Annotated in this window: 22 protein-coding genes; 9 read left to right on the forward strand and 13 right to left on the reverse strand. The window is 71.0% G+C overall.

The features are described 5' to 3' along the window. Nucleotides 1-51: 51 nt before the first annotated feature. Nucleotides 52-729, reverse strand: a complete 678-nt coding sequence (locus tag ACWEOO_RS05680; RefSeq protein WP_452141966.1) for a GntR family transcriptional regulator — start codon at nt 727-729, stop codon at nt 52-54. 93 nt (nt 730-822) lie between these two features. Between ACWEOO_RS05680 and ACWEOO_RS05685 the strand changes: the two genes are divergently transcribed. Further along, nucleotides 823-1,683, forward strand: coding sequence for a GNAT family N-acetyltransferase (locus ACWEOO_RS05685; RefSeq protein WP_452141967.1), 861 nt, complete (start codon nt 823-825; stop codon nt 1,681-1,683). On the opposite strand, the gene ACWEOO_RS05690 is transcribed toward ACWEOO_RS05685, so the two are convergent. Together ACWEOO_RS05690 and ACWEOO_RS05695 are read right to left on the reverse strand one after the other, a co-directional pair. Next, on the reverse strand, nt 1,678-1,842 hold the full coding sequence (locus ACWEOO_RS05690) for a hypothetical protein (RefSeq protein WP_452141968.1): 165 nt from the start codon (nt 1,840-1,842) through the stop codon (nt 1,678-1,680). The genes ACWEOO_RS05685 and ACWEOO_RS05690 overlap by 6 nt on opposite strands. A 58-nt stretch (nt 1,843-1,900) precedes the next feature. Next, entirely contained in the window at nt 1,901-3,667 is a 1,767-nt protein-coding gene (locus ACWEOO_RS05695) for a M1 family metallopeptidase (RefSeq protein WP_452141969.1), read from the reverse strand. A 129-nt stretch (nt 3,668-3,796) separates the two neighbouring features. On the opposite strand from ACWEOO_RS05695, the gene ACWEOO_RS05700 reads away from it, so the two are divergent. After that, nucleotides 3,797-5,359: an adenylate/guanylate cyclase domain-containing protein gene (locus ACWEOO_RS05700; RefSeq protein ID WP_452141970.1), complete on the forward strand. Its 1,563-nt coding sequence runs from the start codon at nt 3,797-3,799 to the stop codon at nt 5,357-5,359. 14 nt (nt 5,360-5,373) lie between these two features. On the opposite strand, the gene ACWEOO_RS05705 is transcribed toward ACWEOO_RS05700, so the two are convergent. The 3 genes from ACWEOO_RS05705 to ACWEOO_RS05715 form a co-directional block, all read right to left on the reverse strand. Beyond that, nucleotides 5,374-6,102, reverse strand: a complete 729-nt coding sequence (locus tag ACWEOO_RS05705; RefSeq protein ID WP_452141971.1) for a MerR family transcriptional regulator — start codon at nt 6,100-6,102, stop codon at nt 5,374-5,376. 91 nt (nt 6,103-6,193) lie between these two features. Continuing rightward, on the reverse strand, nt 6,194-6,940 hold the full coding sequence (locus tag ACWEOO_RS05710) for an SDR family oxidoreductase (protein WP_452141972.1): 747 nt from the start codon (nt 6,938-6,940) through the stop codon (nt 6,194-6,196). Between the two features lie 13 nt (nt 6,941-6,953). Further along, a complete protein-coding gene (locus ACWEOO_RS05715; protein WP_452141973.1) occupies nt 6,954-7,739 on the reverse strand; it encodes a GNAT family N-acetyltransferase in 786 nt (261 codons plus the stop codon). A 106-nt stretch (nt 7,740-7,845) separates the two neighbouring features. Between ACWEOO_RS05715 and ACWEOO_RS05720 the strand changes: the two genes are divergently transcribed. Both ACWEOO_RS05720 and ACWEOO_RS05725 read left to right on the forward strand, forming a co-directional pair. Further along, complete coding sequence (locus tag ACWEOO_RS05720; RefSeq protein WP_452141974.1) at nt 7,846-8,643, forward strand: ArsR/SmtB family transcription factor; 798 nt, start codon at nt 7,846-7,848, stop codon at nt 8,641-8,643. 9 nt (nt 8,644-8,652) lie between these two features. Then, nucleotides 8,653-9,927, forward strand: coding sequence for a sulfatase-like hydrolase/transferase (locus ACWEOO_RS05725; protein ID WP_452141975.1), 1,275 nt, complete (start codon nt 8,653-8,655; stop codon nt 9,925-9,927). Nucleotides 9,928-9,968: 41 nt separating this feature from the next. On the opposite strand, the gene ACWEOO_RS05730 is transcribed toward ACWEOO_RS05725, so the two are convergent. From ACWEOO_RS05730 to ACWEOO_RS05740, 3 genes are all read right to left on the reverse strand, one after another. Then, complete coding sequence (locus tag ACWEOO_RS05730) at nt 9,969-12,095, reverse strand: RecQ family ATP-dependent DNA helicase (RefSeq protein WP_452141976.1); 2,127 nt, start codon at nt 12,093-12,095, stop codon at nt 9,969-9,971. A gap of 72 nt (nt 12,096-12,167) precedes the next feature. Further along, nucleotides 12,168-12,647, reverse strand: coding sequence for a redox-sensitive transcriptional activator SoxR (gene soxR / locus ACWEOO_RS05735; RefSeq protein WP_452141977.1), 480 nt, complete (start codon nt 12,645-12,647; stop codon nt 12,168-12,170). Nucleotides 12,648-12,692: 45 nt separating this feature from the next. Further along, on the reverse strand, nt 12,693-13,967 hold the full coding sequence (locus tag ACWEOO_RS05740) for an MFS transporter (RefSeq protein WP_452141978.1): 1,275 nt from the start codon (nt 13,965-13,967) through the stop codon (nt 12,693-12,695). Between the two features lie 70 nt (nt 13,968-14,037). Between ACWEOO_RS05740 and ACWEOO_RS05745 the strand changes: the two genes are divergently transcribed. Then, nucleotides 14,038-15,018 (forward strand): GlxA family transcriptional regulator, encoded by a 981-nt coding sequence (locus tag ACWEOO_RS05745; protein ID WP_452141979.1) that lies wholly within the window; start codon nt 14,038-14,040, stop codon nt 15,016-15,018. Here ACWEOO_RS05745 and ACWEOO_RS05750 read toward each other — a convergent pair. Both ACWEOO_RS05750 and ACWEOO_RS05755 read right to left on the reverse strand, forming a co-directional pair. Next, complete coding sequence (locus tag ACWEOO_RS05750; protein WP_452142049.1) at nt 15,015-15,623, reverse strand: M24 family metallopeptidase; 609 nt, start codon at nt 15,621-15,623, stop codon at nt 15,015-15,017. The genes ACWEOO_RS05745 and ACWEOO_RS05750 overlap by 4 nt on opposite strands. Continuing rightward, nucleotides 15,624-16,139, reverse strand: a complete 516-nt coding sequence (locus ACWEOO_RS05755) for an aminopeptidase P family N-terminal domain-containing protein (RefSeq protein WP_452141980.1) — start codon at nt 16,137-16,139, stop codon at nt 15,624-15,626. A gap of 45 nt (nt 16,140-16,184) precedes the next feature. Between ACWEOO_RS05755 and ACWEOO_RS05760 the strand changes: the two genes are divergently transcribed. Further along, nucleotides 16,185-16,967 carry an alpha/beta fold hydrolase gene (locus tag ACWEOO_RS05760; protein ID WP_452141981.1) on the forward strand — a complete coding sequence of 261 codons (783 nt, stop codon included), beginning with the start codon at nt 16,185-16,187 and terminating at the stop codon, nt 16,965-16,967. On the opposite strand, the gene ACWEOO_RS05765 is transcribed toward ACWEOO_RS05760, so the two are convergent. Continuing rightward, a complete protein-coding gene (locus ACWEOO_RS05765; protein ID WP_452141982.1) occupies nt 16,955-17,731 on the reverse strand; it encodes an SDR family oxidoreductase in 777 nt (258 codons plus the stop codon). The two genes, ACWEOO_RS05760 and ACWEOO_RS05765, sit on opposite strands and share 13 nt — an antisense overlap. 179 nt (nt 17,732-17,910) lie before the next feature. On the opposite strand from ACWEOO_RS05765, the gene ACWEOO_RS05770 reads away from it, so the two are divergent. From ACWEOO_RS05770 to ACWEOO_RS05780, 3 genes are read left to right on the forward strand one after another with little or no spacing between them, the layout of a single operon-like run. Further along, complete coding sequence (locus ACWEOO_RS05770; protein WP_452141983.1) at nt 17,911-18,762, forward strand: helix-turn-helix transcriptional regulator; 852 nt, start codon at nt 17,911-17,913, stop codon at nt 18,760-18,762. A gap of 45 nt (nt 18,763-18,807) precedes the next feature. Next, complete coding sequence (locus ACWEOO_RS05775) at nt 18,808-19,686, forward strand: SDR family NAD(P)-dependent oxidoreductase (protein ID WP_452141984.1); 879 nt, start codon at nt 18,808-18,810, stop codon at nt 19,684-19,686. Then, nucleotides 19,683-21,308 carry an AMP-binding protein gene (locus ACWEOO_RS05780; protein WP_452141985.1) on the forward strand — a complete coding sequence of 542 codons (1,626 nt, stop codon included), beginning with the start codon at nt 19,683-19,685 and terminating at the stop codon, nt 21,306-21,308. The genes ACWEOO_RS05775 and ACWEOO_RS05780 overlap by 4 nt, the downstream gene beginning before the upstream one ends. On the opposite strand, the gene ACWEOO_RS05785 is transcribed toward ACWEOO_RS05780, so the two are convergent. Further along, nucleotides 21,295-22,077, reverse strand: coding sequence for an LLM class flavin-dependent oxidoreductase (locus tag ACWEOO_RS05785; protein WP_452141986.1), 783 nt, complete (start codon nt 22,075-22,077; stop codon nt 21,295-21,297). The genes ACWEOO_RS05780 and ACWEOO_RS05785 overlap by 14 nt on opposite strands. Nucleotides 22,078-22,216: the final 139 nt, after the last annotated feature.

The raw sequence follows: 22,216 nt of genomic DNA on the forward strand, positions 1-22,216 counted from the left end.
GTGACGAAAGCAGGAGGGTGGCAATTGTGATGGCCTGGCGGTCCCTACCGATCACGCCGTAAGGCGGAGGGCTGCCTTCGCGGCGGCTTCGACGTGGAGGCGGGCTGCTTCGGTGGCGGCCTCCACGTCCCCGGCTTCGATCGCGTCGACCAGGCGGACATGCTCCTCGGACGAGTGCGGTGCACGCTGGGCGGCGCCGACGCGGAACACCCAGTGCACGTGGTGGTACATCGCGGCCGACATCGAGAGCAGCCACCGGTTGCCGCTGACCTCGATCACGGCGCGGTGGAAGGCGCTGTTCAGCTCCGCGACCCGGTCGAAGTCCCCGGCCTTCGTGGCGGCGTTCGCGTCCTCGACCAGGCGGCGCAGCATCGCGATGCCCTCGGGTGTCGCCCGCTCCGCCGCATGCCCGGCGGCGAGCGTCTCGAGCTGCTGCCGTACGGCGAACAGGTCGCGCACCGCGGTCTCGTCGAGTGTCGCGACGACCGCGCCCCGCCGCGGCAGGATCTGCACGAAGCCCTCGGCCTCGACCACGCGCAGAGCCTCCCGGACCGGGTTGCGGGACACACCGAAGTCGTCCGCGAGCCGGGTCTCGGTCAGCCGCTCGCCCTCCTGGTACTCACCGTCCACGATCCGCCGGCGCAGCTCCGCCAGGACCTGCTCGCGGAGCGCCACATGGTCGGCACCGATCGTGCGTACGACGCGCACGTCGTCGTCCAGCTGCTCCACCCCTGGGCTCCTCTCCCCGTTCGGCCTGCGGGCCACGCTAGCCGATCGGCCTCCGCGCGGCACCTGATCCCGGGACCGCGTTATGTTGACGGCTTGAGCATCAGAGTGATTCCGCTGACAGATCCCGACTTCAAGCCGTTCAGCCGCCGGATCGCGTGGCTGGCCGCGGAGGCCGACGGCACGCCGGTCGGTTCCGCGTTCCTCCGGCTGCACAGCCGCAAGGCGCACGCGCACCTGGGCGAGGCAGACCTCACCGTGCACCCCGCCGAGCGCGGCCGCGGGATCGGGACGCAACTGCTCGGCGCGGTCGTCAACGGCGCGCGCGAACACGACGTACGGACGATCGTCGCGGACGTCGACGTCGACTCGATCGGCGATCGCTTCCTCCAGCGGCGAGGGTTCAGCATCGGCCTGACGCTCATCTACGCGCGGCTGGATCTGTCCACGACCACGCCCGACGTACCGGCGGTCGCCGGGTACCGGCTGGTGTCGTGGGACGGCGTGCCACCGGACGAACTGGTGCAGACCTTCACCGACGCGCGCGCCGGGATGAACGATGCGCCGTCCGGCACGATCGCGACCCCGGTGGACGTCTGGGACGTCGAGCGGACCAGGTACGCCGCGCAGCTGATCGCGCAGCGCGGCGAGCACCTGTCCGTCGTCGCGGCCGTGGACGGCACCGGCCGCATCGCGGGTTTCACCGAGGTCGTCGTACCGGGTGACGGGAAGGGCGACGGGCAGCACTACGGCACCGCCGTCCTCCCCGAGCACCGCGGCTGTGGGCTCGCGCTGTGGATGAAGGCCGCGCAGATCCACGAGACCCGGCGCCGGTTCCCCGATCTCGACGGGTTGCGCACCGACACGGTCGACACCAACGTGGCGATGCGCCGCACCAACGATCGCCTCGGCTACCGCCCGCAGTACCGGACGCACCGGCGCAAGCTGGACCTATAGCAGCCCGGCCAGCCGGTACAGCACCAGTGAGCCGGCGACCGCGACGTTCAGGCTGGCGCCGGTCCCGATCATCGGGATCTCGACCCCGATCACCGTCGTGTCCGGTCTGCTCCGCTGGTCGATCAGCCGGCGGACCGGGTCGTACCCGGTCCAATGCACACAGGTCCGGCGCCGCAGCGTGTTGCCCTTGGCAAGCGCGTCCGGTCTACTGCCCGGTCTACTGGCCGAGGATCTTCTGGACGGCCGCGGTGGTGATCGGGTGGTAGCCGGGGCGGGCCTTGGCGAAGACCTCCGCGGCGAAGGCGCGGTCGGTGCCGGCCAGGGCCTGGTAGACCGGGAGGACGAGCTTCATCCGGCCGACCCGGGTGAGGAACTCGGCCATCTCGGCGTACGCCGCCTCGTAGCTGCTCGCGGCAACGATCTGGTACCAGCGCCGCGCGATCTCGCCGTTCGCCGTACCGGTCAGGCCGAACCCGCGGTCGAGCTGCTGCAGCAGCACTGGGCTCAGCACGTCGGGAGCCGCGTCCAGGAACCGCAGCCACTCCTGCGTCGTCCACCGCTCCGCGCCGTGCGGCAGCTCGCCCGTGGACAGCCACAGGCCGCGCGCCTCGTCGACGACCTGGAACCGCGCCGACACCGCCCGCTCCGCGAACCCGGGGATGCCCGGTTCGTACAGCCACGCGGCCAGCTCGGCCTCCGTCACGACCCCGGGGTGCGCCGCGACCAGGTACTCCCGCAGGTGCTCGACGAAGTCGTCGGTGTTGATGCTGCGGAATGCGAACCGGTCGAAGTACCCGCGCAGGAACGGGTCGAACACCTCGCGCGTGAACCGCTGCTCCAGCCACGCCAGGAACCACGACCCCTTGAGCGGGCCGGTCGACGTCTTCCCGTGGTACTCGGACCGGTGGTGCAGACCGGGCAGCTCGACCGCGAGCTCGGCCGGCGTCAGCGGGTCGAGCTTCACCACGGTCGCGTGCTGCTTGATCGCGGTCTCCATCACCGCGAACTCGGTCCCGTACACGGCCTCGACGATCCGGTTCTCGACGTACGACGTGAAGCCCTCGTTGAGCCAGATGTCGTCCCAACTGTCCTGCGTGACCAGGTTGCCGGACCAGCTGTGCGCGAGCTCGTGCGCGATCACGCTGACCAGCGACTTGTCGCCGATCACCACGGTCGGCGTCGCGAACGTCATCCGCGGGTTCTCCATCCCGCCGTACGGGAACGAGGGCGGCAGCACGAGCAGGTCGTAGCGGCCCCAGCGGTACGGGCCGAAGAGCTCCTCGGTGACCCGCATCATCTCCTCGGTGTCGGAGAACTCGGTCGCCGCCCGGCGCACCGTCGCGGGCTCGGCCCACACGCCAGACCGCTCGCCGAGCGGCTCGAACACCAGGTCGCCCGCGGCGATCGCCAGCAGGTACGACGGGATCGGCTCGGGCATCACCACGTCGTACGACCCGGTGCGGCGCGACGTCGTGCCGTTGTCGGCGCTCATCAGCACCATCAGCTCCGGCGGCGCGGTGACATGGGCCGCGTAGCTGAACCGGACGCCGGGCGTGTCCTGCACCGGGACCCAGCTGCGCGCGTGGATCGCCTGCGACTGGCTGAACATGAACGGCATCACGCCGCCCGCGGTCATCGCCGGCTCCAGCCACTGCAGACCGGTCGCGGTCGGCGCCGTCCGGTAGCTGACCTTGACCCGCGGATGACCCGCGGTCCGGATCGTCAGCGCGGAACCCAGCTCCGGGTCCGGCACCGCGAGGCTGTATTCCAGCGGCTCCCAGCCGTCGGCCGTCTCCCCCTCGACACCCAGCACCGTGAGGTCGCGGGTGTCCAGGACGAGCCGGTCGGTCGCACCGGTCCAGGCGAGCGTGTGCGTGGCGCTGCCGGCCAGCACTTTCGCGGCGAAGTCGAGCGCGAGGTCGAGCTCGAGGTGGGTGGTCCGAACCACGTTCGGCTCGGCAAAGGAGTGGCGATCGTACGTCAAGGGAAGCTCCGCAGGTGAGGCGTCCGGGGAACATTACCCACGTCCCGGCCGGTTCGGACGGCCAATCTGGGCCAGCCGCACCACCGTGCCAAAACCCTCGTTCGGTCCTGACACGGCAGACTGGGTCCCATGATGTCGCAGCAGAGTCCCGAGCTGGTGCTGAAACGGCGGCCGTTCGGATCCTGGCTGCTCGGACCGGCCGACCAGAGCCCGCGGCGGCTGCGCGTCCGGCTGCAGATCCTGATGACCACGTTCTCGATCGGGACCAACCTGATCGGCGCGCTCGTCGTGTTCGCGCTCGCGGTCTTCGTGCTGCCCGGGCCGTCGCTGGTCGATCAGCTCCAGCTCGTCGACGCGATCGTGATCCCGGCGTACTTCGTGGTCGCGGTGGCCGTCGGCTGCGTCTGGAGCACCCGGTTGACCCGCCGCGTGACGCGCTGGATCGACCTGGAGCGACCGGCCAGTCGTCGCGAGCAGATCGCCACGCTGCAACTCCCGCTGCGGCTGACGCTGATCGAGGTGCTGCTCTGGCTGGTCGCTGCCGTGTTCTTCACCGTGATGACGCTGATCCTGCAGCCGGAGAACGCGCTGCGCGTCGCACTGACGGTGGTCGACGGCACGATCATCACCTGCTCGGTCTCGTATCTGCTGACCGAGTTCGCGCTGCGGCCGGTTGCGGCGCGGGCGCTCGTCGACTCCCCGCCGCCACGCCGGCTGCTGGCGGCCGGGCTGAAGGCGCGCATGGTGTTCTTCTGGGCGGTCGGCTCCGGTGTCCCGGTGGCCGGGCTGATGCTGGCCGCCGTCCTGGCGCTGATCGAGGGCGACGTCACGCCGACCCGGCTCTCGGTCGTCATCCTTGCCCTCGGCATCGTGGCGCTCGGCAACGGATGCCTGCTGACCTGGCTGTCGGCGAAGTCGGTGGTGGCGCCGGTGCGCTCGGTGCGGGACGCGCTCAACCTGATCGGCGAGGGCCGGTTGGATGTGAGCATCCCGGTGTTCGACGGCACCGAGCTGGGATCGCTGCAGGCCGGCTTCAACCGGATGACCGAGGGGCTGCGCGAGCGGGAGCGGATCCGCGACGTCTTCGGGCGGTACGTCGGGCCGGGCGTCGTGCAGGAGGCGCTGAGCAGCGACAGCCTCGGCGGCGAGGAGCGGTACGCCGCGGTGCTGTTCGTCGACCTGGTCGGCTCGACGGAGCTGGCGGCCGAGCGGCCGCCGGCCGAGGTGGTGCAGCTGCTCAACCGGTTCTTCGCGATCGTGGTCTCCGAGGTGGACCGCCAGGGCGGGTTTGTGAACAAGTTCGCCGGCGACGCGGCGCTCGCGATCTTCGGCACGCCGGCCGAACTCGCGGACCCGGCAGGCAGCGCGCTCGCCGCGGGACGTGAACTGGCCCGTCGGCTCGCCGACGAGTTGCCGGAAGCAACCGCGGGGATCGGCGTCACGGCCGGTGTCGTGGTGGCGGGCACGGTGGGCGACGTACGGCGACACGAATACACCGTGATCGGAGACCCGGTGAACGAGGCGGCACGGCTGAGCGAGCTGGCCAAGACGGCGCCCGGCCGGCTGGTCGCGTCGATGAGCGCGGTCGCCGAGTCGGCCCCCGCCGAGGCCGCCAACTGGCGCGCCGGCGACGAGGTCACCGTCCGCGGCCGATCAACCCCGACCCACCTCGCCGTACCGCACCGACCTTGAGCACCCACCAACCATCAGAGCGGCTCTAGAACGGTTGGTGCGAGCACAAGGTCGTCGATGAGTTGGTGGAGCAGCGCGGCGCCGTGCAGCATCGCCTTGGTCTGGCGGTCGTGGGCGGCGCGACGCTCGGCGATTGCGGCGCGCAGGGCGTCGGTGCTGCCGGTACGGCGCAGGCCGTCGAGGACGGGCTTGATCTGCTCGAAGTAGTACCGGCCCTGGCGGAGCATGTGGATGATCCGCGCGTCCCGCACCTGCTCCGGGCCGTAGCGCCGGTACTTCGTGCCGCGCTCCCGCGCCGGCGCGAGCAGGCCCGCGGCCTCCCAGACCCGGAGGGCCGACGTACGGATGCCTAAGCGGTGCGCGAGCTCTCCGACGAGAAGGGACGGGCCGGTCACGGGCTGCTCGTCGACGTACTCCGCGGCCAGCGCGGCGAGCGCCTCGTCGGCGGCGTCGGTCGCGAGTCGCTGTTCGTGCAGCGCGGCGTGGGCCGCGTCCACCAGCCTGTACGCGAGTGCTTCGTCGCCGTTGTGGACGGCACGCATGATCTCCGTCGCGGTCTCGGCACCGAACCCGGGGTAGAGCGCGCGATAGGTCAGCAGCGCCTGGACGTGCTCCGGCCCGTACTGCCGGTACCCGGTGTCCGAGCGCGGCGCGGGCGGCAGGATCCCCGCCGCTTCGTAGTTGCGCACGAGCTGGGTCGACACCCCCGCCCGCCGCGCCAGATCCACCGGCCGCAAGCCCACGCCCTACCTCCTCCCTCGACTTTGTGCACCCGATCCGTGCCGCGGGGGCCCGACGGCGCGGATCTGGTGCACAAAGTGGTCCATCGCGGGGTCAGCGGCCGCCGGAGACGTCGACCGTGGTGCCTGTCATGTAGGACGAGCGGGGTGAGGCCAGGAAGGCGATGACCTCGGCGACCTCCTCCGCGGTGCCGGGACGGGCCAGGGGCGGCGTGGCACCGAGACGGTCCAGGCGGCCGGGCTCGTGGATGTCGGTCTGGATGAGTCCGGGCCGGACGCCGAGTACGCGGACCCCCTCCTTCGCGACCTCGTTCGCCAGCCCGGTGGTGAGCGCGTCGACAGCCGCCTTGCTCGCCGCGTAGTCGACGTACTCACCGGCCGATCCGAGGACCGCGGCGCGCGAGGAGATGTTCACGATGACGCCGCCGTTCCCGCCGTACGCCGTGGACATCCGGCGGACCGCGGCGCCGGCGACCAGGAACGCGCTGATCGCGTTGATCCGGAACACCCGGTCGAGGCGCTCCGCGTCGTAGTCCGCGACCCGGCCGGACGGCGAGACGACGCCCGCGTTGTTGATCACGGCACCGATCGGGCCGAGCTCGGCAGTGACGGTGTCGAAGAGCTGCTCGATCTGCGCCGCCTCCACCACGTCGGCCTGCACCGCGATCGCACGCCCGCCGCGTTCCTCGCAGGCCTTCACGACCCGGGCAGCCTCGTCGGCCTGGGTCCGGTAATTGACCCCGACGTCCCATCCGTCCGCCGCCAGCGCGAGCGACGCCGCCGCGCCGATGCCGCGGCTTCCACCGGTGACCACCACAACCCCACGCCGTCCCTCACTCATACGGCCTACTGTGTCATGCAGGCGGCAGGATGAACTGAAGCTGGGTCTCCGAGTCGGCGAATCCGACGGCCCGGTAGATCCGGATCGCGAGGTAGTCCGGGTCCGCGACGATGACGAGGGTCTTGGCCCTGGTCAGGCCGTACGTCGACGCGTGGTGGACGAGCGTGCCGGCGAGACCCCGGCCGCGATCCTCCGGCGACGTCAGCACGCTCTGGAACCGGCCCAGGCCGTTGCCGTCGAAGATCAGGCCGAGTGAACTCTGCAGCCGGTCTCCGTCGAACGCCCCGAACCACTTCCCGTGGCCGGCCTCGACCCGCGCGCGATTCGTCACGAGCTTGCGCCGGGTGAACTCCTCGTACGCCGAGTCCACCTCCAGCTCCGCGCACGCCAGGTTGTGGTGGTACATCTGCTCCCAGTCGTCGTCACTGCTCAGGAAGCGGTACGTCGACTGCTCGTTCGGCCGCTGCGGCTGGACGACCCGCTGGGCGGTCATGACCACGCTACGCTCGACAGTCAGACCGGACGCGGTCAGCTCGTCCTCCACGCCGACCTCGCCGTCCGTGCTGTCCACGCCCAGGGCGACATGCTGCGCCTCCGGGAACTCGCGGCGGAACTCGTCGATCCGGCGCTTGGCGTCGCCCGGCGCGAACGGCGTGCGGTAGAGCAGGAAGTTCCCCCACCAGAAGCCCGGATTGGCCGGCGTCCGCGCCACGACGTACGCGCCGGTGTCGTGCACCTCGCTGCCGCCCATGCTCAGCAGCAACAGATCCGTCCGGAATCCCAGGCTCTCGATCTCCACGCGACCATCCTCGCCGGTGCGTCAATCGGGTTTGGTTGACATGCAGCCGTTCGGCTGCCTATGTTGGAAAGGCAGCCAGACGGCTGCATGAAGCGATCGGAGTGCGATGGACGACGAGGTGTTCCGGGCGCTGGCCGACCCGAGCCGGCGCCGGCTGCTCGACCTGCTGAACGCGCGCAACGGGCAGACCCTGCGGGAGCTGTGCGCCGAGCTGGACATGGCGCGGCAGTCCGTCAGCAAGCACCTCGCCGTGCTGGAGAGCGCGAACCTCGTCACCACCGTGTGGCGCGGCCGCGAGAAGCTGCACCACCTCAACGCGGAGCCGATCAACGCGATCGCCGATCGCTGGATCCATCAGTACGACCGTCGGCGGGTGCAGCTGTTCGCCGACCTGAAGACGGCCTTGGAGGCTGAGATGACTACTGATCTGTCCGGCAACGACTTCGTCTACACGACGTACATCCGGACCACACCCGAGCGGCTGTGGCAGGCGCTGACCGACCCGGCGTTCACCGAGCAGTACTGGCAGCTCCACCACGAGACCGACTGGGAGCCCGGCTCCGCGATGGTGTGGCACCAGGGCGACGTTGTGATCTCCGGGCCGGGGCAGGTGGTCGTCGAGCACACGCCGTACACGCGGTTGTCCTACACCTGGCACCACATGACGCCCGAGTTCGCCGCGAAGTACGAGATCGACCAGCCGACGTACGAGCAGATCAGCCGGGAGCCGTTGTCGACGGCAACCTTCGAGCTGGAGCCGGTCGACGCTCAGGTGAAGCTCACCGTGATCCACAGCGGCTTCGAGCCCGGCAGCACGATCCGGACCATGATCCAGGACGGCTGGCCGGCACTGCTCGCGGATCTGAAATCCTTGCTGGAGGCGTCCGTCACCGTCGACCGGTAGGAGTTGCGCGTGCCCCGTCCGAACATCGTGATCATCTACACCGACGATCTGGGCTGGGGCGACCTCGGCTGCTACGGCAGCCCGGACATCCGGACGCCGCATCTCGACGCGCTCGCCGCGCGCGGTGTGCGGATGACGGAGTGGTACTCGAACTCCCCCGTCTGCTCGCCGTCGCGGGCCGCGCTGCTGACCGGGCGGCACCCGGCGCACGCGGGGGTCGAGTCCATCCTCGGCGCTCGGCGGGACACGCACGGTCTGCCCGCGCAGTCCACACTCGCGTCGGAGTTGTCGGCGGCGGGGTGGCGTACGGCGGTGTTCGGCAAGTGGCACCTGGGCGTCGAGCCAGGGTCGGCGCCGCTGCGCTTCGGGTTCGACCACCACTTCGGGTTCCGGGCCGGATGCGTCGACTACTACTCGCACATCATGTACTGGGGTGTGCGGAACCCGTTGCACGATCTGTGGTCGGACGACGACGAGGTCTGGCACAACGGTGACTACCTGACCGACCTGATCACCGATCGCGCGGTGGAGTTCATCTCCTCGGTCGACGATCCCTTCCTGTGTTATGTCGCGTACAACGCGCCGCACTACCCGATGCACGCGCCGGCCGACGCGATGGCGCAGTACGCGCACCTGCCGTGGGACAAGCAGGTGATGGCCGCGATGATCAGCCGGGTGGACGACGGCGTCGGCCGGATCGTCGACGTGCTCGAGCGGACCGGGCGGCTCGAGGACACGATCATCTTCTTCTCGTCGGACAACGGTCCGTCGGCGGAGGAACGCAACTGGCTCGGCGGCGAGGAGATCGCGTACGCCGGGGGCTCGACCGGCGGGCTGCGCGGCCACAAGGGATCACTGTTCGAAGGCGGAATCCGGGTGCCCGGCATCTGGTCCTGGCCGTCGACGCTGCACGCCGGAGTCACGTCGGCCGAGCCCGCGATGATGATAGACGTGACACCCACCGTGCTGGCCGCCGCCGGCGTCCCAGCGCCTGCCGACCTCGACGGCATCCAGCTTTTCACCGGCGATGCGCCCGAGCGAACCCTCACCTGGGAGTACGCCGGCCAGCAGGCCGTCCGCCGCGGCCCCTGGAAACTCGTCACCGACCCCGCCGAACACCTGGGCGGCCCGCAAACGCCCGGCACCTACCTCTACAACCTCCGAGATGACCCGACCGAGATTCACAACCTCGCCACCGAGCACCCTGAAGTCCTCACGGCACTGCTCGGGGCAAACGACACCTGGACCGACACCCTGGCTGCGTGGCGCTCCCGCGCCACGTGACAGCCGCCACGCGCTACCGTGGAAGCATCTCGCTGAGGCTGTCAGGGGCGTTTGTGGATCACCAGTGGGAGAACGGCCGCAGCGCCCGCTTCGCGGAGTTTGGCTGTGGCGACTGTTACCGGCCACTGGGATGACGTGGAGTCCACGAGCAGGAGGACTGTGCGTGCCGTGACGGCCTGGGCGGTGGCACCGTCCACAGTGATGCCGTCGCGCCAGACCTTCGCCTCCTCGGCCGATGACAGGTCGTCGGTGTAGCCGGTGCGGTCGATCGTGAGCTCGGCCCGCTCCAACCGCCCGACCCCGGCGACGTGATCGGCGATCGCGGACGTGAGGTCCGGATGACCACCCGCCGCGAGCGGTACGACGACGTCGGGCCGCGCCGACCACGAACCACGCCACCGCGAGAGCGCCGCAACAGCACCGGCTTGGAGCGCCTCGACGGCCTCCGGAACCGGCGAGCCGTTGAACGCGCCCTGCAACACCTCGCGCCACTCGGGCGCGTCGGCGTACACGACGATGCGGCCCGGCTCGGCGGACAGGCCGGGCGGGATCTTCCCGCGCGCGCCGAACGCACCGCCCGGCCACATCTTCCGCGGCTCCAGGACGTGCACCTCGCCGCGCAGCGACCGGGTGATCGTCGCGACGGTCTCCGGCTCCGGCCGCGCGACCAAAGGCTCCGGCAGCCGCCCCAGACACACCGAGCACCGCCCGCACGGCTCCGCCGACGGATCGTCCAGCGACTCCTGGAGAAGTTGCATCAGACAACGATCACCGCGGGTGTAGGCCCGCATGATGTCGGCCTCGCGGCGCCGGACGGACACGATGCCGTCGTAGTGCGCCGCGTCGAACGTCCACTCGGCGCCGGTCCGGATCCAGCCGCGCTCGACCCGCTCGACGACCCCGTCGACCGCCAGCTGCTTCAGCATCAGCTCGACGCGGGTCCGCCGCAGCCCGGTCTCGGCCTCCAGCGCCGGCACCGATGCCGGCTGGTCCGGGCCGTAGCCCTCCAGCGCCTGCAGCAGCCGCTGCACGTTCTCCGGGACCGGGATCGTCGCCGTCGCGAAGTAGTCCCACACACCGGAATCCGCATCGGAGGGCAGCAAGGCCACCACCGCGTGGTCGATCCCGCGGCCGGCACGACCGACCTGCTGGTAATACGACACCGGCGACGGCGGCGAACCGACATGCACCACGAATCCGAGGTCGGGCTTGTCGTAGCCCATCCCCAGCGCCGACGTCGCGATCAACGCCTTCAACCGGTTGTCCCGCAGCGCGTCCTCGAGGCTCTCCCGCTCCCCCGCCTCCAACTGGCCTGTGTAGGCCGCCACCGGGACGTCCCGCCCGTGCACCTCCTGGATGACCGCGGCGAGCCGCTGCGCGTCCGCGACCGTCAACGCATAGACGATGCCCGAGCCCGGAAGCTTCGGCAGCACGTCGACGACCCACGCGAACCGGTCCAGCGGCGACAACGCGTCCACCACCGCGAGCTGGAGACTCGAGCGGGCCAGCGGGCCACGCAGCACCAGCGTCGACTCACCGAGCTGCTTCGCGACGTCCTCCGTCACGCGTGAGTTGGCGGTCGCGGTCGTGGCCAGCACCGGGGTCTTCGGGTTCAGCTGCTGCAGCACCTCGGACACCCGACGGTAGTCCGGCCGGAAGTCGTGACCCCAGTCCGACACGGCGTGCGCCTCGTCGATCACCAGCAGGCCGATCTCCCCGGCCAGGCTGTCCAGCACGCGCCGGCCGAAGCCCGGATTGGCCAGCCGCTCGGGCGACACGAGCAGCACGTCGACCGCGCCGGAGCGCAGGTCGTGCTCGATGGTGGACCACTCGTCGATGTTGTTCGAGTTCAGCGTCGCGGCGCGCAGCCCGGCGCGACTCGCCGCGGCCACCTGGTCACGCATCAGCGACAACAGCGGCGAGACCACCAGCGTCGGCCCGAACCCCTCGGCCCGGCGGATCGCCGTGGCAGCCCAGTACACAGCGGACTTCCCCCAGCCGGTGGCCTGGACCACGAGCACCCGCGCCGCCGCTTCGCAGAGCGCCGCGACGGCGGTCTCCTGATCCGGCCGCAGCCGCGCGTCCTCCCCCGCGATCGCGCGGATCAGGTCGCCCGCGACCTTGGCGCGGTCGTCGGTCAGCGTCAGCATCGAGTCGGTCTCACCCATGCCGACGACCCTAGACGCCCGCACCCCCAGTTCGCTCGCCGCCGGCCGCGGCCTGTGGAAAACCGCGCCGGGTCAGGCGCACTTGCCCGGATGACAGGGTTCGCCGGCCGGGCTCATCAGGCGCCGAGGCCCCGGCCCCGCGGATGCGAGGCTGTCGTGCGGGTTGGCCAGGGCGCAGCGGTCCAGGGACAGGCAGCCGCAGCCGACGCAGTCCTTGAAGTCGTCGCGGAGTTGTTCGAGGTGCACGATGCGCCGGTCGAGCTCGGCCTGCCAGCACTCCGAGATGCGTTCCCAGTCGGCCCGGTTCGGCGTCCGGTTCTCCGGCAGCAGCTTGAGGATCGCGGCGACCTCGGCCAGCGGTACGCCGACCCGCTGGGCGATCCGGACCAGCGCCACGCGGCGCAACGTGTCGCGCTTGTAGCGGCGCTGGTTCCCCGTCGTACGGCGGCTGACGATCAGCCCCTGACGCTCGTAGAAGTGCAGGGCCGAGATCGCGACGCCGCTGCGCCGCGACAGCTGCCCGACCGTCAACTCACCCGGCTCGATGTCCATCGCCGTCCCTCCGACCTCAACCTAGATCGAGGCTAGCGGAACGGATCAGGCAGCGACGAGGCGGCGTCCGATGCTCGCGGACATCAGCGCGGCCGCCGCGCAGAGTCCGCCGGCCAAGTACCACGCGAGGTTGTAGCTGCCCTGCGCGTCCCGGATCGCACCGGCGCCGGTCGCGGCCAGCGCGGCACCGACCTGGTGCGACGCGAACACCCAGCCGAACACGATCGGCCCGTCCTCGCCGAACCACTCGCGGCACAGCGCCACCGTCGGCGGCACGGTCGCGACCCAGTCCAGTCCGTAGAAGATGATGAACACCCAGGTGCTCGGCGCGGCGGTCGGCCCGAGCAGTGACGGCAGCACCAGCAGCGACAGGCCACGCAGTGAGTAGTACGCGATCAGCAGGTACCGCGGGTCCCACCGGTCGGTCAGGTACCCGGAGAAGATCGTCCCGCCCACGTCGAAGACACCGACGAGCGCCAACAGGGACGCGGCCGTCGTCGCGGGCATCCCGTGGTCGTGTGCTGCCGTGACGAAATGGGTCCCGACCAGACCGTTGGTCGAGGCGCCGCAGATCGCGAAGCCGCCGGCCAGCATCCAGAACGCCGGCCGTCGCGCAGCCATCCGCAGTGCGTTGAGCGCCCGGACCGCGCTGCTGCCGGTCGTTTCCACGCGCTGCCCAGCAGCACTACCCTCCGGAGCGCCGTACGCACGCAGTCCGACGTCGCTCGGGTAGTCACGCAGGAACAACAGCACCAGCGGTACGACGGCCAGCGCCGCTCCGGCTGCGACGAGTGCGGGCACCCGCCAGCCGTAGTTCGCTGCCAGCGACGCGATGAGCGGCAGGAAGATCAGCTGACCGGTCGCGCCGGCCGCGGTCAGGATCCCGGTCACCAGCCCGCGACGCTGTACGAACCAGCGCCCGGTGATCGTCGCGACGAAGGTCATCGACATCGATCCGGTGCCGACACCGACCAGCAGGCCCCAGCAGAGCAGCAGTTGCCACGACTCGGTCATGAAGATCGTCAGGCCGCTGCCGAGCGCGATCAGCACCAGCGCGCCGCTGACGACCTTCCGCAGCCCGAGCCGGTCCATCAGCGCCGCCGCGAACGGCGAGATCCCGCCGAACAGCAGCAGGTTGATCGACACCGCCGCGGAGATCGTCGCGTGCGACCACCCGAACTCCTCGTGGAGCGGATCCAGCAGCACACTCGGCACCGACCGGAACCCGGCCGCACCGATCAGCGTCACGAACCCGACCACAGCGACCGCCCAGGCCAGGTGCACACGGGGCGTCCTTCGCGTCTCCAGAATTTGCGTCACCGGGCAACTGTGCCGGTTCGACCGTCATCGAACTAGTGGCCGGACAGACAACATGTGTCAAGATGTGGCCATGAGTCGTCACCTGGCCGCCGTCGGGCCGCACGTGGTCGCGGTCCTCGCACTCGAGCCCGTGGTCGGGTTCGACCTGACCATTCCGCCGACCGTCCTCGGCGCCGCCACCACGGCCGACGGCACCCAGCTGTACGACGTGCGCATCTGCGGACTCGGCGGACCTGTCCGCGCGGGCGCCGGGTTCAGCCTGGTCCCGGACCACGGACCCGAGGCACTCGCAGCCGCCGACACCGTGATCGTGCCGGGAACCTACATCGCCCAGCCGCGGTACGAGGGCACGCTGCCCGCCGACCTCGCCGCCGCGCTCGCGACCATCCGGCCGGGGACGCGGATCGCCTCGATCTGCACCGGCGCGTTCGTCCTCGGCGCGGCCGGCTACCTCGACGGACGGCCCGCGACGACGCACTGGCGGCGGGCCGAACTGTTCCGCAGCGTCTACCCGCAGGTGAAGCTCGACGAAGACAGGCTGTTCATCGACGACGGCGACGTGCTCACCTCGGCCGGCCTGGCCGCCGGCGTCGACCTCTGCCTGCACCTGATCCGCCGTGACTTCGGCAGCGAGGTCGCCAACCGGGCCGCCCGGCACTGCGTCGTACCGCCGTGGCGTGACGGCGGGCAGTCGCAGTTCATCGAACGTGCCGTCCCCGAGGAAGGTAGTGAAGGTACGTCGCCGGCGCGCGCCTGGGCGCTCGGGCGGCTCAGTGAGGACATCAGCCTCGCGGCGATGGCGGAGCACGCGCGGATGAGTGTGCGCACCTTCAGCCGTCGCTTCAAGGCCGAAACCGGGCAGTCGCCCGGCACCTGGCTGCTGCAGCAGCGCGTGCGGCACGCGTGCCAGCTGCTGGAGACCACGGACCTGTCGGTCGACCGCGTCGCCGAGGAGGCCGGCCTCGGTACGGCGGCCTCCCTGCGACACCACCTGCGGTCCGAGCTGGGCGTCTCCCCCCTCGCCTACCGCAAGACGTTCCGGGCCGGTTAGGTCAGAACCACCAGGTCGTGCGGCTGGTTGTTCATCGACTCGGCGCCGTCCGCGGTCACCACGACGATGTCCTCGATCCGCGCGCCCCAGCGACCCGCCTGGTAGATGCCCGGCTCGACGCTGAACGCCATACCTTCCTCCAGCGGCAGGTCGTTGCCGGCGACGATGTACGGCTCCTCGTGCACGTCCAGGCCGATGCCGTGGCCGGTCCGGTGGATGAAGTAGTCACCGAACCCCGCGGCCGCGATGACGTCCCGCGCGGCCGCGTCGATGGACTCCGCGGTCACGCCCGGCCGAACCGCATCCACCGCCGCCTGCTGCGCCTCCTGCAGGACGGCGTACGTCGCGGCGACATCGGCGTCCCGCGGCGTGCCCACGGCGTACGTGCGGGTGGAGTCGGAGTTGTAGCCCTCGGCGACCGGACCGCCGATGTCGACGACCACCACGTCGCCCGCCTCGATCACCCGGTCGGACAGCGCGTGGTGCGGGCTGGCGCCGTTCGGGCCGGCGGCGACGATCACGAAGTCCGCCTCGGTGTGGCCTTCCGCGACGATCGCGGCTGCGATGTCGGCGCCGACCTCGGCCTCGGTCCGGCCCGGACGCAGTCACTCACCGACCCGGGCGTGCACGCGGTCGATCGCCGCGCCGGCCTTCCGCAGTGCGTCGATCTCGGCGGCGTCCTTGCGCATCCGCAGCTCACGGACGATCGGCCCGGCGAGCACCTGCTCGGCCTTCGGCAGCGCGTCGCGGACCCCCAGCACGTGGAGCGCCGGCGTGAAGTCGCTGATCGCGACCCGGTCGGCACCGCTCAGCCGCTCCGCGGCCAGACCGTACGGGTCGACGCCGTCCACCCACGTGACGATGTCGACGCCGAGGTCCGCGATCCTCTCGAACGCCGGGGCCTCCAGCTTCGGTACGACGAGTGCCGGGGCGCCGTCGGCCGCGATCACCAGGGCGGTGAGGCGCTCGAACGAGCCGCCCGGCTGACCGATCAGGTAGCGCAGGTCCGAGCCCGGCGCGATCACCAGACCGGTGCCGGCCGCGACCTCGCGGGCGCGGTCCAGGCGGGCACGGAGGACATCGGCATCTGGGACGGAAGGGAGTGCTGAGCGACGGGCCATGGTGTGACTCTAAAACTGTCGGCGCGGGTTGCTACAACTTCCCCCATGACCCTGCACCATGTGTCCGTCGGCGACGGCGTACCCGTCCTCGCTCTGCACGGCTGGACTCCGGACCACCGACTGATGACCGGCTGCCTCGAGCCGATCTTCACCCAGCTCCCCGGCTACCGCCGGCTCTACCCGGACCTGCCCGGCATGGGGCAGTCCCCCGCCGGTGACATCGACAGCTCGGACGGCATCATGGCGGCGGTCCGCGCGTTCATCGACGAGCAGATCGGCGACGAGCCGTTCCTGCTGATCGGCGAGTCGTACGGCGGCTATCTCGCCCGCGGCCTGGTCGCCGAGCGGCCCGGGCAGATCCTCGGCCTCGGGCTGATCTGCCCGGTCGGCACGCTCTGGCACAAGGACCGCGTGCTGCCCGAGCACGCCGTGCTGCGGACCGAGCCCGGCGTGCTCGAATCGCTGACCGAGGGCGAGGACTTCACGGAGCTGGCCGTCGTGCAGTCGGCGGCCGCCCTGGCGGCGTACCGTTCGGACGTCGCGCCCGGGCTCGCGGTCGCCGACACGGCCGCGCTCGAGCGGATCCAGAAGAACTGGGCGCTGACCACGGCCCCCGAGAGCGGCCCGCCGTACGACGGACCGTCCCTCGTGGTGTGCGGCCGGCAGGACGCCGTCACCGGGTACGAGGACCAGTGGGCCCTGCTCCCCCACTACCCGCGCGCCACGTTCGCCGTGCTCGACGTCGCCGGTCACAACCTCCAGATCGAGCAGCCCGCACTGTTCGGAGCCTTGGTCAGCGAATGGCTCCAGCGCATTCAGCTGGTCTGAGCAGTCGGCATGATCGTGAGTTGCTGAAAGTTGACCCGGGGCGGCTGGACGGCGATGAAGCCGACCGCCTGCGCGATGTCGTCCGGGGTCAACCACTCCATGGACTGCTTCGAGCCGTCGAGCCATTGCAGCGCACCCTCGTCGGTGACGTGGCTCTGCAGTTCGGTGCCCACGATGCCCGGCTCGAGCGCGGACACGCGGACGTTCTTCGGGCCGAGCTCTGCGCGCAGGTGCCGGGACAGGTGGGTGACGTACGCCTTGGTGCCGGAGTAGACGGCGAAGTTCGGGAAGATGTTCTGCGCCGCGATCGACGACGTGTTGATCAGGTCGGCGACGCCTCGTTCGGCGGCCGCGGCGACCAGCTGCGGCGTGAAGGCGCCGATCGCGTTCATCAGACCCGTGATGTTGAGATCGATCTGGCGCTGCCACTGCTCGGTCGCGCGCTCCTCGACCGGTGCCGGCAGCATGACGCCGGCGTTGTTGAAGAGCAGGTCGGCGCCGCCCAGTTCGGAGGCGACCCGATCGGCCGCCGCCTGAACGGCCGCGGCGTCGGTGACGTCGACGGTCAGCGCCAGGGCGTGTCCGCCGTCCTTCTCGATCCGGGTGACGAGCTCGCGCAGGCGATCGGCGCGCCGGGCCAGGACGACGACGGTCGCTCCGAGTCCGGCCAGGTGTTCGGCCGCGCTCTCGCCGATACCGCTCGATGCGCCGGTGATCACCGCGACCCGGCCTGCGAGCGGCTTGACTTCGGCTTGCACAGACATGTGTTGACTGCCTTCCAGTTAGTCGGGCGGCGATTGCCGTCCGTGTCTCCAGAACACCAGTCGCAGAAGGCGTTGTGGGCGCTCGAGCTGACCCTGCGCGGACAGGCACCGCCGAGACTGGTACCCGCAGGGCCACCCAGCGGCCATCCCCGGCCGCGGCGTTCGATCACACTGGATCCATGGACCGCAGTACCGAGATCGCCGACTTCCTCCGCTCGCGGCGGGCCGCGATCGCGCCCGCCGAGGCCGGACTGCCCGAGGACGGGCGTAAGCGCCGCGTCCCCGGTCTGCGTCGGGACGAAGTGGCGCGGCTGGCGGGTGTCAGCACGGAGTACTACACGCGCCTCGAGCAGGGACGCGCCGGCAACCCGTCTGCCGAGGTCCTCGACGCGCTCGGCAGCGCGCTGCGGCTCGACGCGGTGGAGCGTGAGCACCTCGACGATCTCCTGACCCGGCGCGCACCGATCCGGCGTACGCCGGCCAGCCCGCAGCGGGTCCGGCCGGGTCTCTACCTGATGTTGCAGACGCTCGACCACGTGCCGGCATTCATCCTCGGGCGGCGTACCGACGTCCTCGCGACCAATCAACTGGCCCGTGCGGTGCTGACGGACTTCGACGCGATGCCGGCGACGCGCCGCAATCTCGCCCGCTACTACCTGCTCGATCCCGAGGCTCGCGAGCGGGTCGGCGACTGGGAGCGAATCGCCGCCGAGACCGTCGCGATGCTGCGCCTCGAGGCCGGTCGGCACCCGAACGACCGCCGGCTGGCCGATCTCGTCGGCGAGCTGACCCTGCAGTGCGCCGAATTCACCGGATGGTGGAACGACCATCGGGTGCTGCGCCGGACCCACGGCGCGAAGACCTATCACCACCCGGTCGCAGGCGATCTGGAGTTCGCGTACGAGTCGTTCCAGGTGCCTGGTGACGCCGAGCAGACGCTCTGCGTGTATCAGGTCGAGCCCGGTTCGCCCACCGCCGACGGTCTGCGGCTGCTCGCGAGCTGGATCGCTCCGCAGCCCGCGACCGACTGAATCACCCTCTGCCGCTGACGGCTACCAGCGGGTAATGTCGGCCGCATGGTGACTGGGAAGCGTCCGATCGGCTGGCCGTTGCTCGTTGCGCTGACCAACGGGCGGACCAAGGTCTCCGACGAACGGCTCGCCGCGGCGGTCCGGGACAAGGTCGTCCTGGTGACCGGCTCGTCGTACGGGATCGGTGAGGCGACCGCGCGCCGCTTGGCCGCGGCCGGCGCCACCGTGCTGCTCGTGGCGCGGACGGCGGACCAGTTGCAGGTCGTGGCCGACGACATCCGGTCGCGCGGCGGCGCGGCGTACGTCTACCCGGCCAACCTCGCTGACCCGTCCGCGGTCGAGGAACTCGTCCGGACCGTGCTCGCCGAGCACGGGCGGGTCGACGTCCTCGTGAACAACGCCGGCAAGTCCATCCGGCGCTCGATCGCGGACACCTACCAGCGGTTCCACGACATCGAGCGGACGAACGCGGTGAACTACCTCGGTCCGGCGAAGCTCGTGCTCGAGCTGCTGCCGTCGATGCGGGAGCACCGGTCGGGTCACATCGTGAACGTGTCGACGGCCGGCGTCCGGACGCCGCCGATGGCGCGCTGGTCGGCGTACCTGGCGTCGAAGAGCGCGTTCGACGTCTGGCTGCGGTGCGTGGCGCAGGAGGTCCGCGGCGACGGTGTGACGACGTCGACGGTCTACATGGGGCTGGTGCACACGCGGATGAGCGAGCCGACGCCGCTGCTCAACAAGATGCCGGGGCTGACGCCCGAGCAGGCCGCCGATCAGGTGTGTACGGCGGTGGCGGAGCGGCCGCACAACATCACGCCGCCGTTCGTCCGCCCGGCCGATGCCCTCGGCAACCTGCTGCGCGTGCCGACGGACCGGTTGCTCGAGCAGTACTTCCGGCGGACGGGAGGCGGGAAGAAGCGATGAGGACGATCCGCCCGATCCCGCCGCTGCGGCCGCCAGGCTGGCTGATGCAAGGTGCGGCCGAGGTCGGAGAGTTGTCGGTCGCCCTGGTCAGATCCGGGGTCTGGCGCTCGGCCGGGCCCGCGCAGCTCGTGCGGATCGAGCGGGCGCTGCGGACCTGGGGTCAGTCGATGGCGGCGCTCGGCGTGATCGCCGCGATCCGCTACCCGGACCGCGCGGCGGTGATCACCGGCGACGACGAGATCACCTACGCCGAACTGGACCGGCGCTGCGAGCGGATCGCGGCCGGGATGCACGCGCAGTACGGGATCGGTGCCGGCGGCAAGGTCGCGGTCCTGTGCCGCAACCACCGGGGCTTCCTCGAGGCGACCCTCGCGGCGTCACGGCTGGGCGCGGACGTCCTGTTCGTCAACACCGAGTTCGCCCCACCCCAGCTGGCGGCAGTCCTCGAACGCCATCGCCCGGACCTGCTCGTCCACGACGAAGAGTTCAGCCCACCCCCGAACCTTCCGGCGATCCTCTCCGGCCACGGCGGTGGTGTTCGTGGACTCGACGAGTTGGCCGCGAGCGCGGCGCCGGCAGCGCCTTCACCGGCGAGCGCTGGGCACATCACGATCCTCACCTCGGGAACGACCGGAACGCCGAAGGCGGCGCCGCGGGTGCCGACCGCGGTGGGGCTGGCGGGATTGACCGGTAGCGCGCTGAGCCGGTTCGGGTTACGGGCGGGCGAGCCGATGGTCGTGTGTCCGCCCTTGTTCCACGGGCTCGGGCTGCTCACCTCGATGCTCGCTCTCTTCCTGGGGTCACCGCTCGTCCTCCGACCGCGGTTCGACGCAGCGACCTTGCTGGCGGATGTGGAGGCGACGCGGGCGGGTTCGGTGGCGGCGGTGCCGGTGATGCTGCGCCGGCTGCTCGAGCTCGGGCCGGCCGCGATCGCGGAGTACGACCTGCGCTCCCTGCGGGCCGTGATCTCGGGCGCGTCCCAGCTCGGCGCACCACTGGCCGAGCGGTTCATCGAACGCTTCGGCCCGGTGCTCTGCGACGCGTACGGGTCGAGTGAGGTCGGCATCGCCACGATCGCAACCTCCGCCGATCTGCTCGCCGCTCCCGGCACTGTCGGGCGCCCTTGCCTCGGGAGCACAATCCGGATCCTCGACGACCGGGACCGCCCGGTACCGGCCGGGACGACCGGACGGATCTTCGCGGGCGGCGGCCTGGTGTTCGGCGGGTACTCCGACGGCTCGTCCAAGACCGTCGTCGACGGCCGGATGAGCACCGGCGACCTCGGTCATCTGGACGCGGCCGGACGGCTGTTCGTCGACGGCCGCGAGGACGACATGATCGTCTCCGGCGGCGAGAACGTGTACCCGGTCGAGGTCGAGCAGTGCCTCGCCGCGCATCCCGCGGTCGCCGAGGCGGTCGTCACCGGCGTCCCCGACGACGAGTTCGGCCAGCGCCTGGTCGCGTACGTCGTCCTGCGCGAACCGGCGACCGAGGACGACCTGCTGACCCATGTGAAGGCGAATCTCGCGCGCTACAAGGCGCCACGCCAGATCGTCGTCCTCGACGAGTTCCCGCGGAACGCGACCGGCAAGGTCCTGCGCAACAAGCTCAGCCCGCCGTGAACAGGTCGCGGAACCGCGTCATCCGTTCGAGCGCGGTCCGCTCGTCGCCGAAGGACACCGCCAGCGTCTCGGCGCCCGCATCGACGAGTTCCTCAGCCGCCGCGACGACCGGCCCCGGATCGCCGGCGGACCAGTCGAGCCGTGTGCCGACCTTGATCGGCCGGTCGCCGTACGACCGCAGTTGCCTGACCGCCGCCGCGAACCCGGCGCCGTCCAGGCCGAGGCCCTGCCACTCGTCGCCGTACCGCGCCGCCCGGCGCAGCGCCGGCTGCGTCGTACCGCCGATCATCAGCGGCAGCGGCGCCCGGAGCTGAGGCTCGAACACCCCGCCCCGATCGCGGCCCTCGAACAGGTCACGCATGATCCCGAGGGATTCGTCCGTCCGCCGTCCACGCTCCTCGAACGCCGCACCGACCGCCGCGAACTCCTCCTTGGCCCACCCGGCGCCGAGCCCCAGGACGATGCGTTCGCCGGACAGGCGGTGCAGCGTCGCGGCCTGCTTCGCGACCACGTAAGGGCTGCGCAACGGCAGCACGAGCACCGAGGTGCCGAAGCGGATCCGGGTCGTGCGTGCCGCCAGGTACCCGATCGTGACGAGCGGCTCGTACACACCGCCGTACGTCGAACCGAACTCACCTGGTGGAAGCAGGTGATCGGGCAGCCACGCCGTACCGTAGCCGAGGTCCTCCGCCGCGATCGCCAGCTCGACCAGTCGTTCGGGCGGCATCGTCGCCGACTCGTCCGGGAGGACAACCTGCAACTCGACCATGCGCTCGACCCTAACCGGCGGACGCCCAGCACTCACCAACCAGGGCGGCGGACGGTGTCACGGCCGGGGCCGAGCGTGAGCTGCGCGGAGTCTGCTCGGTTGGTGAGTGGCGCAGGTCCGCCCGTGGGAGAGTGGGGCC

Source organism: Kribbella sp. NPDC004138 (assembly GCF_053603655.1).